The 13,565-nt window shown below is 46.4% G+C and carries 13 protein-coding genes; 9 read left to right on the top strand and 4 right to left on the bottom strand.

Features of this window, described 5'->3' with window-relative positions; translation table 11 throughout:
- Nucleotides 1–48: 48 nt before the first annotated feature.
- Nucleotides 49–411: an Asp23/Gls24 family envelope stress response protein gene (locus MKY28_RS05625; RefSeq protein WP_017687428.1), complete on the top strand. Its 363-nt coding sequence runs from the start codon at nt 49–51 to the stop codon at nt 409–411.
- 128 nt (nt 412–539) lie between these two features.
- Here the strand turns inward: MKY28_RS05625 and ftsW are convergent, their stop codons facing one another.
- Together ftsW and MKY28_RS05635 are read right to left on the bottom strand one after the other, a co-directional pair.
- A complete protein-coding gene (gene ftsW / locus MKY28_RS05630; protein WP_036614653.1) occupies nt 540–1,829 on the bottom strand; it encodes a putative lipid II flippase FtsW in 1,290 nt (429 codons plus the stop codon).
- Between the two features lie 13 nt (nt 1,830–1,842).
- Entirely contained in the window at nt 1,843–2,190 is a 348-nt protein-coding gene (locus MKY28_RS05635; protein WP_074095774.1) for a YugN family protein, read from the bottom strand.
- Nucleotides 2,191–2,400: 210 nt separating this feature from the next.
- Between MKY28_RS05635 and MKY28_RS05640 the strand changes: the two genes are divergently transcribed.
- The 8 genes from MKY28_RS05640 to MKY28_RS05675 all read left to right on the top strand — a co-directional run bounded on the left by MKY28_RS05640 (nt 2,401) and on the right by MKY28_RS05675 (nt 10,692).
- A complete protein-coding gene (locus tag MKY28_RS05640) occupies nt 2,401–3,570 on the top strand; it encodes a M20 family metallopeptidase (RefSeq protein ID WP_340935277.1) in 1,170 nt (389 codons plus the stop codon).
- Nucleotides 3,571–3,763: 193 nt separating this feature from the next.
- Nucleotides 3,764–5,458: a DNA repair helicase XPB gene (locus MKY28_RS05645; RefSeq protein ID WP_340935279.1), complete on the top strand. Its 1,695-nt coding sequence runs from the start codon at nt 3,764–3,766 to the stop codon at nt 5,456–5,458.
- A gap of 36 nt (nt 5,459–5,494) precedes the next feature.
- Entirely contained in the window at nt 5,495–7,213 is a 1,719-nt protein-coding gene (locus MKY28_RS05650; RefSeq protein ID WP_340935280.1) for a helicase-associated domain-containing protein, read from the top strand.
- Nucleotides 7,214–7,365: 152 nt separating this feature from the next.
- A complete protein-coding gene (locus tag MKY28_RS05655; protein WP_036614642.1) occupies nt 7,366–7,803 on the top strand; it encodes a YlbF family regulator in 438 nt (145 codons plus the stop codon).
- A gap of 30 nt (nt 7,804–7,833) precedes the next feature.
- Nucleotides 7,834–8,097 (top strand): YlbG family protein, encoded by a 264-nt coding sequence (locus MKY28_RS05660; protein ID WP_026080981.1) that lies wholly within the window; start codon nt 7,834–7,836, stop codon nt 8,095–8,097.
- 165 nt (nt 8,098–8,262) lie between these two features.
- Nucleotides 8,263–8,700: a hypothetical protein gene (locus MKY28_RS05665; RefSeq protein WP_017687436.1), complete on the top strand. Its 438-nt coding sequence runs from the start codon at nt 8,263–8,265 to the stop codon at nt 8,698–8,700.
- 131 nt (nt 8,701–8,831) lie between these two features.
- A complete protein-coding gene (locus MKY28_RS05670) occupies nt 8,832–9,755 on the top strand; it encodes a selenium metabolism-associated LysR family transcriptional regulator (RefSeq protein WP_036614641.1) in 924 nt (307 codons plus the stop codon).
- Between the two features lie 67 nt (nt 9,756–9,822).
- Complete coding sequence (locus tag MKY28_RS05675; RefSeq protein WP_340935282.1) at nt 9,823–10,692, top strand: PHP domain-containing protein; 870 nt, start codon at nt 9,823–9,825, stop codon at nt 10,690–10,692.
- A 143-nt stretch (nt 10,693–10,835) separates the two neighbouring features.
- On the opposite strand, the gene MKY28_RS05680 is transcribed toward MKY28_RS05675, so the two are convergent.
- On the bottom strand, nt 10,836–11,282 hold the full coding sequence (locus MKY28_RS05680) for a GNAT family N-acetyltransferase (protein WP_340935283.1): 447 nt from the start codon (nt 11,280–11,282) through the stop codon (nt 10,836–10,838).
- Between the two features lie 418 nt (nt 11,283–11,700).
- A complete protein-coding gene (locus MKY28_RS05685) occupies nt 11,701–13,473 on the bottom strand; it encodes an Rqc2 family fibronectin-binding protein (RefSeq protein ID WP_340937838.1) in 1,773 nt (590 codons plus the stop codon).
- Between the last annotated feature and the right edge of the window lie 92 nt (nt 13,474–13,565).

A 13,565-nucleotide genomic window follows, 5' to 3' on the forward strand; every position in this document is an offset into this window, starting at 1 on the left:
GGTGGAAAGGATTTAAAATACGAGTAACGAAGTGAAGGAGGATGTGGCATGGCAGAACAACTTCAACTGGAGAGCGGAAACATCCGGATTGCCGATGACGTGGTTGCAAAAATTGCCGGAATGGCTGCAATGGAAACACCCGGAATTGCCGCAATGTCTGGAGGATTGTCAGAGGGCTGGGCGAAGCGACTCAGCGGTAAAAACGTACAGAAAGGCGTGAGCGTTGAGGTCGGCCAGCTGGAAGCAGCCATTGACCTGCGCATCATCGTCCTGTACGAAACCCCGATTCATGAAGTTTCCCGTATGCTTCAGCAGAATGTAAGAGAAGCGGTAGAGACCATGACCGGATTACGCGTGGTTGAAGTCAATGTAAAGGTAGAAGGCGTATCTTTCAAAGGCGACGATCTGTAGAAATCGCAATCCGCAATGGAGGACAGAGTCATATTGACCTGTTCTTCATCTTGATAGACAGAATAGTAATTAGTACACAGAAAAAGGCTGCGCATCCATTGGGTGCACAGCCTTTTTTGAGTTGCTTTTTATCGAATCCGACGGATGGACTCCCGTGAACGAAGAGCAGGAGAGGTACGAGTCTGTGTCTGTACAGTCACGGACTTCGTTTTCTCTTCCTTGATCACGTCCAGATTGTTAGTACGTGAGATACTGAGCAGAATGCCCATGGCAACCATCATCACAAAGAGTGAGGTACCCCCATAACTGATAAATGGAAGCGTGACCCCCGTCACCGGAATGGTCTGAGTTACACCACCAATGTTGATAAATGCCTGAATCGCGATCAGTCCCATGATACCTATGCCTACCAATGTTCCGAATGGATCGGGACAGCGAAGAGAGACAATGATTCCGCGCCAGATGAAGTACAGGTAAACTAGCAGGAATAATGCACTTCCGATGAATCCGAGTTCTTCCCCGATTACGGAGAAAATAAAGTCATTATACGCGTTTGGCAAATAATGCAGCTTCATCGTACCTTGTCCAATCCCAGAACCTGTCATGCCGCCATCACCAATGGCAACAAGAGAACGGTAGAGGTTAAGACTTCCGCCATTAATATCGGACATTGGATCAAGGAAAGCCTGAATACGTCCGATCTTGTAGTTCTGCTCCGCAGTGACTGCTGTTGTAGCAGTCGTTGTGTCGGAAGGAGACATGGAAGAAAACAGGGAATTCGCTCCGAACGCCAGTGCCCCACCGAGTACAACCAGGAGAATCGAACCCAGGATATGTTTCATACTGGCTCCACCGGCATAGATCAAGAGACCACAGGTGGACACCAGAATGAAGGTGGTACCGAAGTCTGGTTGCAGCATAATCAGTCCTGCGATGAATCCAACGATAAACAGGACGGGAACGTACCCTGTCTTGAAAACCCTGAATTTCTCACCTTTTTTGGTAATAAGAGCAGAGAGATAGAGAATGATAGCAATTTTCGCGAACTCTGCAGGCTGAAGACTGAAACCGAAAATGTGAATCCAGCTTCGTGCACCGTTCAATACTGCACCTGAGATCAAAACAATCACCAGCATGACCGTAGTGAGCAGGAAAAAGGGTGCATAGAGCTTTTTGTACTTGTTGAAGCGGATATTCATGGCAAAAAACATGCCAAATAGACCGATAATCGCCCACATAAGTTGTTTTTTCGTGAAGTAAAGGGCATCATTGTTAAATTTATCGCTTGCGATTGCAATGCTGGAACTGGAGCTGAATACCATCACCAGTCCAAAGCCCACCAACAATAAAGTGAGGATTAGCAGTTGAAAATCCGGCGTGCCTCTCTTCGTTTTCGTTTGGGCCGTTTGTTGTTTCATTGTTTGGCCCAGCCTATGCTTCCAGCAGTTCTTTAAGCTGCTGTAATTTTTCGGCTGCCAGCTTCACGACTGGTTGCGGAACGGAAGAGTCATAATCCAGGCCGTGAGGGAAAGTGGCTTTGCCAAGGTATACTGCTTCAACAGCAAGAACGGTATCCGGTTTTTCCAATTTGCCTTCCACAGCGCGGGTATTAATGCGTACAAAGTATTCTGAGTTGGTTTGTTCATCTTCAATTTTGTAGTCATATGTAGCACGGTAATATTCCCATTGCCACCGGACAAATCCGACTTTCTCGGCGCTCTCATCCAGGTATGCCAAGTCGCTCTTCAAGCCATCCAAGCCTGTATTCTCAAAAATCATAAGCGTTTGATCCTCCTCATAAGCTTCCGAGTATAATTTCTCGAGTATTTCTCTAGTTCATGATAGTATGTTTCCCCTTCCCGTGCAAGCTTTCCGAAGGCGTTTCGTATCGGTTTTCTTCCAATTCTGCTACAATATACAGCAATAGGTTTGAAGAGGAAGGTTCGGGCTTGATTCAAGTCCCGTTCAAGATTGAAAGGGTGGAGAGACATGACTAATAATATATGGTGGGAAGATCTGCAGATCCACATGGTGGAATGGCGGCGTCACCTTCATCGCAATCCTGAGGTTTCCTTTCATGAGGAGAAGACATCCTCTTTTGTAGCGGATATGTTGGAGAGTTTTGGCGTTGAAGTGAGGCGTCATGTTGGTGGTCACGGGGTCATCGGTTCCATTCGTGGGGACAAGCCGGGTCCTGTCGTCATGCTGCGAGCTGATATGGACGCACTGCCAATTCAGGATGAAAAGAATATTGAGTATGCATCACAACAAGCAGGAGCGATGCATGCATGCGGCCACGATGGTCATATCTCGATATTGCTCGGTACGGCATTGTATTTCAGCCGTCACAAGCAGGAGATCCAAGGAGAGATTCGCTTTTTGTTCCAGCCAGCAGAAGAACTGCTTCCGGGCGGTGCAGTCCAGGTCATTGCGGATGGTGCGCTTGAAGGCGTGGATGTTATATACGGAATTCATCTGTGGACCCCGCTGCCTGTAGGTGTTGTTGCCAGTAAAGCAGGACCGATGATGGCTGCGGCGGACGATTTTTACATTGAGATCAAAGGTAAAGGTGGACATGGAGGGATGCCACAATCCACGATAGATAGTCTTATTGCGGGTTCTGCGCTTGTGATGCAGCTTCAGACTGTTGTCAGTCGTTCGGTTGATCCATTGCAACCCGCGGTGCTGACCATTGGTACAATGCAGGCGGGCTCGGCTCAGAATGTAATTGCAGAGCAATGCAAAATGAGCGGTACGGTAAGAACGTTTGATGAAGAGACCCGAAACGGGATGAAAGAGCGCGTGCTTACCATGGTAGCCCAGACAGGGGCAGCATATGGAGCAGAGACGCAAGTGAAATATATTATGGGATATCCGCCTGTGGTGAATGATGAACAAGAGACAGCACGTTTCTTCAGAGAGGCTACAGAATTATTTGGGGCAGAACGAGTGCAAGCATCCCCGATGCTGATGCCAGCGGAAGATTTTGCGTATTATCTGCAGAAGGTTCCAGGGTGCTTTATGTTTGTTGGAGCAGGTAACCCGGATAAAAATGCGATCTATCCGCATCATCATCCGATGTTTGATTTTGATGAAGACGCGATGCAGACGGCCGTGAGATTATTTATCGCCATGGCTAAAGGTTACACAGCCGAATGACTTTAGATGCAGTTGGGCATCCTGTTCATACCGAGGTATGGGCAGGATGTTTTTTTGTGGATTTTATAGATGTTGTTCAAAAAGTCCACTTTTCGGTACTGAAAACTAGACTTTTTGAACGTGCACTTTATAGAGGTTCATTTTCGGAAGTTGCCGGAACTGGACTTTTTTTGTGATAGGAGGAAGGCTCCAAATGGAAGAAACAGAACATACGGTAAGGACAGATGCTTGTATCGTTCAGCGAGATTTTACAGTTTTGCTGGAAGTTGGTCACCCCGGATTCGAAAGAGCAAGAGAGCAGCTTGGGATGTATTCAGAACTGGTTAAGACACCAGCAGCGTTTCATACCTACCGAATCACTCCGTTATCGCTCTGGAATGCGGCTGCGCTGGGATGGAATGCAGATCAGGTCATCGCAAGTTTGGAGCTGGTATCCCGCTGGAACGTGCCTGCTGCACTGATACAGGATGTTCGGAGAATCATGGATCAGTATGGCAAATTAAAACTGCATTCCGAAGCAGATCACACTAGAATGCGTCTTTACAGTGAGGATGAGCGGTTGCTGGATGAATTAAGTGGATTGAAATCGATAGCTGCCTTTCGCATGGAACGTAAGGACGCTCATGAACTTCTGCTCCCAGGAGAACAGCGAGGGTTATTAAAAAGGGAATTAACACGATTGGGTTACCCCGTACTTGATTACGTAGGATATCGGGAGGGAACCAAGCTTTCATTTGATTGGCGGTCTAATGATCCGGGGGACCACTCTGAGCGGTTTGCGTTGCGTTCTTACCAGAGAGAGGCTGTGGATGCATTCGAAGGCAGTGAGGGCATGGGAGGAAGCGGTTTACTCGTACTTCCTTGCGGGGCAGGAAAAACGGTCATTGGCATGGCCGTGCTGGAGCGGCTTCAATGTGAATGCCTTATTTTGACGTCCAATACAACGTCTGTGCGACAGTGGATTCAGGAAATTCAAGACAAAACCACGATTACCAGCGAACAGATCGGTGAGTATTCCGGTCAGAAAAAACAGGTGAAACCTGTGACTGTAGCTACATATCAGATTCTTACACACCGGAAATCAAAGGATGCTGATTTTACCCACATCAAACTGCTCAGTGAGCGGCAATGGGGGCTGATCATATATGATGAAGTACATTTGCTGCCAGCACCAGTGTTTCGTGCAACTGCGGATATTCAAGCTACGCGAAGGCTGGGATTAACGGCCACATTGGTTCGAGAGGATGGCTGTGAACAGGATGTGTTTTCGTTGATTGGTCCAAAGCTCTATGATATGCCGTGGAAACAACTGGAGCAGCAAGGGTGGATTGCTGATGTACAATGTCAAGAGATACGTATTCCGTTTTCCCCGGAACTAAGATCAAATTATCTGCAAGCCGAGGTTAAACATCAATTTCGATTGGCTGCCGAGAATCCGGCGAAGGTACATGTAGTTAAGCGTTTGCTGGAACGTCATCGGGATATGCCTGCGCTAGTGATTGGACAATATCTGGATCAACTTGAGTTGATTGCCCGGGAAATTGAAGCACCTTTGATCTCGGGTAACATGTCACAGCAAGAGCGAATCAAGTGGTTTGCCGCTTTTCGACGTGGAGAGATTAAAACAATTGTGGTATCCAAGGTTGCCAATTTTGCTGTGGATTTGCCTGATGCTGCTGTTGCGCTTGAGATATCCGGAAGTTTCGGGTCAAGGCAGGAAGAGGCACAGCGTTTGGGAAGAATTCTGAGACCAAAAGCTGGAGAAAACAAAGCATATTTCTATGCGTTGGTATCAGAGGATAGTAAGGAACAGGAGTTTGCATTAAACCGTCAGATGTTCTTGGTCGAGCAGGGATATGAATATGCCATCGTTCATGAGAACGAATAGTCCATTTATACTCGCGAAAAGAGGAGGGATTGGGATATGTCTTCATTTGAAGCAATAGATGAGCCTGTGGTACTGAACCTTGATTCATGGTCAAAGCTTGCTTTGGTGGAACAAAAAGTGCTTGGTGCAATTTTTCACAAACATGCCGGTCAGCCTTTTTCCTCCCTCCTGCCACGAGAACAGTTGGCCATCGAAGGACTAAGTGTCGCAGAAGCCAATTCTTCATTCGCCAGTCTTAGGCAGCAAAGATGGATTGAATCTGTATATAAGAGTTGGGGAGAGCGATTATTCTATATTCCTGCTTCGCTGATGGAGACATTGACGATTGCTTACGCACAAAGAGTGGGTATAACCGTTAAACAGATGGCACAGCATGCTCATGTATTACAGGAAGGAAAGCCGGATACTGCTGCGGAACTTCTTCATCTGATTGCGTGGATCGAAAGAGAAGGACTTCCTTTGACAGGGAAGGGCACCATACATAAGAAAAGTGTTCGAAAATTAAGTGTGATTACGGTATTATCTTCGACAGACTTTGATGGTTTGAGCATCCGATATGAACATTCGGATCTGTATCCGACCCACGTAGCTATCCTTCTCGATCTACTGCTCAGTCTGAATCTCGTTCAGAAGTCAGATGGCCAAATTCAGATTGTAGATCAACGGTTACAAACATGGTTGAAGCTCTCGTGGAGACAGATGCATCGGGAAATATATCAAGCGTGTATGGAAAGATACGGAGAAGCTGAACCCGCGTTGCAGCATTTCCGTTATCAATTGGCAGTGTTGGCTCCAGAAAAAAACATATGGTGCCATATAGAGAATTCGGAATTGAAACCACGGATCAGGGGCTGGCTATACGCACTGGCTGGCTGGGGTTATGGTGAAGTAGGAGAAGATCAGTCGGGAGCGCTGGCATTCCGTTGGCTGATCGAACCGCATAGCCTGTTATATCGAGAACAAGAGATGGTAAGTGAGGCTGAGCCATGTGGATTTTACATGCAGCCTGATTTCGAAATGTTGGTGCCGCCCGAAGCAGGGCCTGATGTGATCTGGATGCTGGAGCAATGCGCAGAACGGGTGACGCGTGATCGAATGTCCATCTACCGTATGACAAGAGAGCGATTCATTTCGGCCTTAGCCAGAGGGTATACATTACATGAAGTGATAGAGTGTCTGGATCAATATGCGCTGACAGGCATACCAGAGAATGTACGTATTGCGTTAGCAGATTGGGGCAAGGAGACGGATGCTGCACCGTTGACTGTAAATCGGAGTATGAAGGTAATGGAGGCAAGTACAGGCTCCGCAGATGATCCGAAGTTATTAGAAAAAGATGTGTTTAGCGGTGTATATTCTTCTTTCTACACACCCGATAATCAAGGTCTGGTTGATGTCCCTGCTTCTCTGCATGGGTTGGAGCATGATTATTCTGTCATTGAGAAGAAGTTCTCTCTGTTGGGATTTGAGGAGATACCGGAGACCTGGTACAAGGAGTGGCGGCGATATCATAGTTCAACCGCCCGACAGATTGCTGCCAAAGCCATTGAGTGGCAGACCAAGCTGGGGATACAACAGGAAAATCGTACGCAATACCTCATTCCACATCGGGTAGAGGGTCATGAACAATGGACTTTAAGCGGTTGGTGCATGTTGGATTCAAGTGAAAATACATCAGAGACGGAATGGCGTACATTCTCCCCGTCAGAGTGGGATACAATGCGTCTTATCCTGCCAGATGATGTCATAACCTGACTATTTCACGTGAATATCAGGTTGAAAGGCGAATTTTCGAGTTCCCCCTATTTCTAATTGCAGGAAAAACTCTTCTTAACTATTCATGGATATGCTATGATGAGGTAGTCTACGTTAAGTAGAACTTTATATATAGATAGGATGAATATTTCATGAGCGTAGCGGAAATGAACACGGTCGATATGGCCCAAGTGTTAACGGGCGCATATGAACTGGGCGACATGATTAACCAATCTGCCGAAGTATCGGATTATTTATATTGGAAGCAGCAAGTCGAGACTACCCCTGAGATTCAGATGGGGATTCGGAAGCTGAATGCCAAGAAGGAATTGTTTGAAGAAACACAGCGTTTCGGTCATTTTCACCCGGATTATCATGCAGCAAAAGACCAGGTGAAGGCTCTGGAACAGGAGTTGGAAAATTTCGAGGCGGTAATCCGCTTCAAACAGGCAGAGAAGTCCCTGGATGATATGTTATTCCAGATGTCAGAGACCATTGCATTTGCAGTGTCAACGACCATTAAGGTACCGAGCAATGATCCGAATCCGAAGGGCGGCTGCGGTAGTGGCGGCAAGTGTGGTTGCAGTTAAGTAATCATTATAGAAGGGCGGGGAACGATGATGTTTGCGGAAAGGACAGGATTCATTATTTGGGTCAGTGATTTGAAAGCTGCCCGTAACCTCGAAAAATATGGCACCGTGCATTATATCTCCCGCCGTATGCATTATGTAGTCATGTATGTTAATGCAGAACGGGCAGATGATACGATGAAAAATGTGAAGCGACTTTCCTATGTGCGCAAGATCGAACGCTCGTATCGTAATGAGATCAAAACCGAGTATGCCAGCAAAACGATGGACAAAACGAGCTTTTACGGAATATAGAAGAGAAACTGGAGGGACCCTTTGGGGTCGCTCTTTTCTTGAATTATACACAAATTGGCTATTGTGAAAAAAAGTTAAACTTACGCCTTGAGGTTGCGGGACTAATGTTGTAATATATTTGGTAATAAATAGATAGAAAGTCCTATCTGGTGGAGAGTGATTCCCATGCGTGATAAGGTGATGCAACGTTGGAGCACCTACGAGCCGTTTTTCGTGGCTCTTGGAGACAAGAAAGTGGCCGACATCGTCATTACCCATCATGCCAAGATGCGGTATGCAGACCGTATTGAGCCTGCACGTAGTGATGATGACCATATTGCGGCGTGGTTATGGGAGTGTCTGAAGCAGGACCGTATAACACCATACTACCGTAATGAACAGGACGTCTACCTGATTGATGAGGATCTGGTGGTGGTCGCCGAATTTTCCGAACTTGAAGGAGAATATGATATTGCGGGCAATCCGCTGCACAAAATGATTGTAGTTACGTTTCTGGGACGTATGTCGGAGACCATTGAATTAAGGGACCTGAAGTCATATTATTCATGGTTAAGACATTCAAGAAGAATGACGTTGGTCAAAAATAGCCGCAAGCATAAGTAGGTTGAGTAGATTCAATATGTTGAAATCATAGATTCAAAGATTATCGCATGCAGACAAGCTGCATGCTTTTTTTGTTGCCAAGCGAGAAATCGGCTACAATGTAGAGAGTGTAATCGAAGAGGGGCGAAGATATGAATTTTCACCAATTGCATATTTTTTATACGGTAGCAGAGAAGGGGAGTTTCTCGGCTGCTGCACAAGCATTACATATGACTCAACCGGCAGTAACGATGCAGATTCAATCATTGGAGGACTATTTTGGCACCAAGTTATTGCATCGTTCCACCAAAAAAATAGAATTATCCGAGGCTGGCCGAACTTTATTACCTCATGCGAAACGGAGTGTAGAGTTGGTCAGACAGACGGACGAAGCGATGTCGGCGTTTACTCAGATGTTACAGGGCAGACTCCAGCTGGGAGCCAGCTTAACGATCGGGGAATATGTGCTTCCACGCATGCTCGGACCATTTGCACTTCAATATCCGGATATTTCAATTGTCATGAAAGTGATGAATACAACGCAAATTATGGATGATATATTGAAGCACCAGCTTAATTTTGGTCTGATTGAAGCGCCAGTGCACCACCCGGACATGATTGTGGAGCCTGTCATGCAGGACGAGCTGAAACTGATTGTACCTGCCGGACATGATTTGGCTAAGCGTAGCAAAGTGAATATTGAGGATGTAATGAATTATCCTTTTGTGCTGCGTGAGAAGGGCTCGGGTACTCGTCAGGTGATGGAAGACCAACTGCAAAAGAAAAAGATTGATCCACAGGATATGAATGTAGTGATGGAACTTGGCAGTACAGGAGCGGTAAAATCGGCCGTGGAGGCAGGGGTAGGTATTACGATGTTATCTCCTTCTTCGGTGCAGCATGAACTGGCTCTGGGACTTGTTCATATTGTGGACATCCGCGGACTCGAATTCAAAAGGCAGTTCTATGCCATCCATTTAAAATCGTCCTTGTTGCCCCTGTCAGCAGTCGCTTTCCTGAATTATCTGCGTCAGCAGGAGCAGCCTAAGTCGGTACATAAGACGGGGAAGGCATAATCGTTGGCAACATCAATGGTAGATAAGATTGAATCATAATCAATTTTAAACAAAGGAGCTGTTGATCATGGATCAGCGCCAAGGACGCTGTGATCTTCATACGCATAGTCAGGCTTCCGATGGAATGCAGCCACCTGCTGATAATGTGAAGCTTGCCAAACAAAAAGGGCTATCTGCGGTTGCCCTAACGGACCATGATACAGTAGCTGGTGTAGCGGAAGCACAGCAAGCGGGAAAAGAGTACGATATTGATGTTGTTGCCGGAGTGGAGATCAGCACTCGGGCTGGCGGTAAAGATATTCATGTGCTGGGCTATTACGTTAATACGGAGGATGAGATATTCCTGCAACGGTTGGCCGGATTACGAGAAGCGCGAGATGAGCGGAATCATCTGATTATCGCCAAGCTCCAAGAACTCGGGCTTGATATAAGCTGGCAGGAGGTACTGGATGAGCTGGGACGACCGTTAGAGCCGGATGAGAGTATTGGAAGACCTCATATGGCTGATGTGCTGGTGAAGAAGGGATATGCTGTCGACATGCGGGATGCATTCGATCGATATCTTGCTGAAGGCAAGCCTGGCTTCGTGTCTGTACCCCGAGTTGCACCCGAGGATGCGTGTGAGTGGATCAGAGCCGCAGGTGGAGCCGCTGTGATTGCCCATCCGGGTCTCTATAACGATGATGAATTGGTGCGACGTATCATCGAAGACTCTCGTCCAGATGGCATTGAGGTGTTTCATTCGGACCATGGCCCAGAAGAGGAACGCAGGTATGGTAAGCTGGCCAAGGAATACGACCTCATTGAAACAGGTGGATCTGATTATCATGGTAAACGGCAAGGTGTTGTTTTCCACGGGGATCTTGGTAGCAAGACCGTAACGGTTGATGTGTTGGAAAGGCTGAAGGCAGCTGCTTCACAGCAAAGGGGAGAGTAAGCGAGACGTTGCAACGCTCTATCTGACTATAATAAATTCTGTATTACTGGATACATTTTAAGATCGAAGGAGTAAGAGACATGCAAGCATGATAGGGCTGAACCTTCATGTTTGCATGTCCCTTTTTTTGTTCTGAAAATAGTCTATGTAATGGAATAGTTTACCCAAGCGCCACGTGTAGCCCCGAGACGTTCGAATAATTGCTGTGCCCGCTCATTGGTCACTGCTGTGATCCAAGACATATATGCACATCCATGGTCACGCGTATATTGCTGACAGTGTGCAAATAATTTGGCTTCTGCTTCGCCCTCTCTAAATGTTTCCGTAACAAATAGGTCATTCATGATGGCGACACGCTCTGCTTTCATCGTGCTGTATGTAAAGAACAGGGTAGAAAATCCGATATGCTTCCCGTCCTCTTCTGCCACGAATTGAGCACCGATCTGCTGATTAAACAGGTTGTTGATCAAAAGCTGGATGGATTGATCACCAGGCCAGGGGTTGTTGTAGAATCCCACCACATAGTCATGCATTAATGCCATCAGGGGTTTCAGATCATCAGGTTGCGTTTCTCGAATATGTATGGTCATGTTACACTTCCTTTAACTACAAATTTTATTCATCGCAATTGAATTATTATACATATAAATGAATTAATATTCAAAGGAAATGATAAATAGGTTGGCTTCAACCAGCATTCAAACAACTAATGCAATAACAAAAATCCCCTGAACCGTTAATGGTCAGGGGATTCTGTCTTTGTTACTTTTACATCTATATAAGTTGAACTAATCATTTATACGATAACGGAGAGGACAGAAAAAACCTGAAAAAGCGGAGCTAAAAGCTTTCTGCAAGAAAGCTACTTCGGAAGCATAAGCTTCGCCTTTATCCCCGGATTTACCCTTGAAAAAGGGGATCAGAAAAATCTGGGGATAACAGCGATTGGAAGGTTGTTCTGTCATCGTAGTGTCAGTGTAAATAATCTTTAGTTCAACTTATATAGCCTTATCCATTTTTAATCGTGGATGGCAGACTCTTGATCAATTCATCATTTGGCGTGACAAACAAGGTCTTCTGATGATCATAGATCACAAAACCAGGCTTCGCACCACTTGGTTTGCGCACATGACGGATAAACGTGTAATCCACAGGCACACTGCTGGACTCCTTGGCCTGGCTGAAATAGGCAGCAAGCTGTGCTGCTTCTTCCAATGTAGCTTCACCAAAGTCCGTACTGCGAATAACGACATGTGAACCTGGAATGTCTTTGGTATGCAACCAGGTGTCGTTGGAAGAAGCGAGACGGTTGGTCACGTACTCATTCTGCAGGTTGTTTTTGCCCACAAGAATATCAATTCCCTCCGAGGAGGTGAACTGGTGTACGGTTGGACGGTCACTTTTCTTCTTCTTTTTACCCTTTTTATTACGGTCACGAAGGTATCCTTGCTGTACAAGCTCGTCCCGTATTTCCTCAATATCGTTCATCGATGCAATGGAGAGCTGCTGTAACAGGTTATCGAGGTAGTCAATCTCGTCTTTGGTTTTGCCAAGCTGCTCATGAATGACAGCCAGACTGTTCTTGTATTTGTTATACCGCTTGAAATAACGTTGTGCGTTGTCAGATGGTGTAAGCAGTGGATCAAGCTGAATGGTAATGTTGGCTTGGTTTTCATCGTAGAAGTTCACAAGCTCCACGCTCTTGTCCCCTTTGTGAACCAGATGCAGGGAGGCAAACAGCAACTCACCCCATAGTCTGAACTTGTCCGCATCATCCGCTTCCAGTAGATCCTTGTTCAGGTTGTCCAGCTTTTTGATGTTTTTGCTTCGCTCATTCTGCAGAAAACGGAGCAGATCACTTACTCTCTGTTTAACCGTGTCTCGTTCAGCCTTATCTCCGTAATAATCTTCCATGCACTTGCTCATCGTGTCATAGGTTTTCTCCAAATCCTGAATGCTCTGAAGATGAACGGCCGAGAAAATCATTTTGCCTTTGGCGTTCATTCCAGTTACAGGCGTGTAGATATGATCTCTGACAGGCCCCATCACGGCTTCAAAAGCGTTCCAGAGTGCACCAGCCTCAACTCGGCTTTCACCCTCAACCACAGCTTGAGTACTCACGGTGCCCTCAGCAGCAATTCCACGAGCAGCAATCTCTCCCGCAATTAACGGGCTAAGACCGCTAAAGGAGTTCACAAGCCAGCGTGATGCATCTTCTTCAGCGGCATGATAGCTGTCCTCGAATGCTGTACGACTCACTTCGAGCGGATTACTTTTATGTTGCTCGGGTGGGGCAGTATACGCGAATCCAGGCATGATTACCCTGTAACTGCTGATGGAAGGAGTCACATGATGAATGCCATCCAGAATCGTTCCTGTAACAGGATCAAGCAAAATAATATTACTGTGACGCCCCATCAATTCAATGATGATCCGTTTTACCGAAACATCCCCCAGTTCGTCGCGCTGGCGCACATTGATGTGGATAATACGCTCCATGCCAATCTGACGGATCTCCTCAATGATTGCACCTTCACAGTGCTTACGGAGCAACATGCAGAACATGGGTGCTTCCGTAGGGTTAAGAAATGTCTTTTCCGTATAATGCACACGGGGATAGGTTGGGCTTGCCGAAACAAGCAATTTACTATTTCCGCGCTGAGCACGCAGGGTGAGAACTACGTCATGGCCATTCGGCTGATGGATCTTGCTGATACGTCCACCAATGCAGCCTTGCAGTTCATGAACAATGGCCCGTGTCACAATGCCGTCCAATGCCATTTTTTCCACTTCCTCTCTCTATCGAGCATCTGCATTTATCATGCCAAATGCTTCATCTATATAACTGAAACGTGCAACCAGGTATGTAAAAA

Origin of the sequence: Paenibacillus sp. FSL R5-0473, from assembly GCF_038004565.1 — a bacterium.
GTDB lineage: Bacteria > Bacillota > Bacilli > Paenibacillales > Paenibacillaceae > Paenibacillus > Paenibacillus amylolyticus.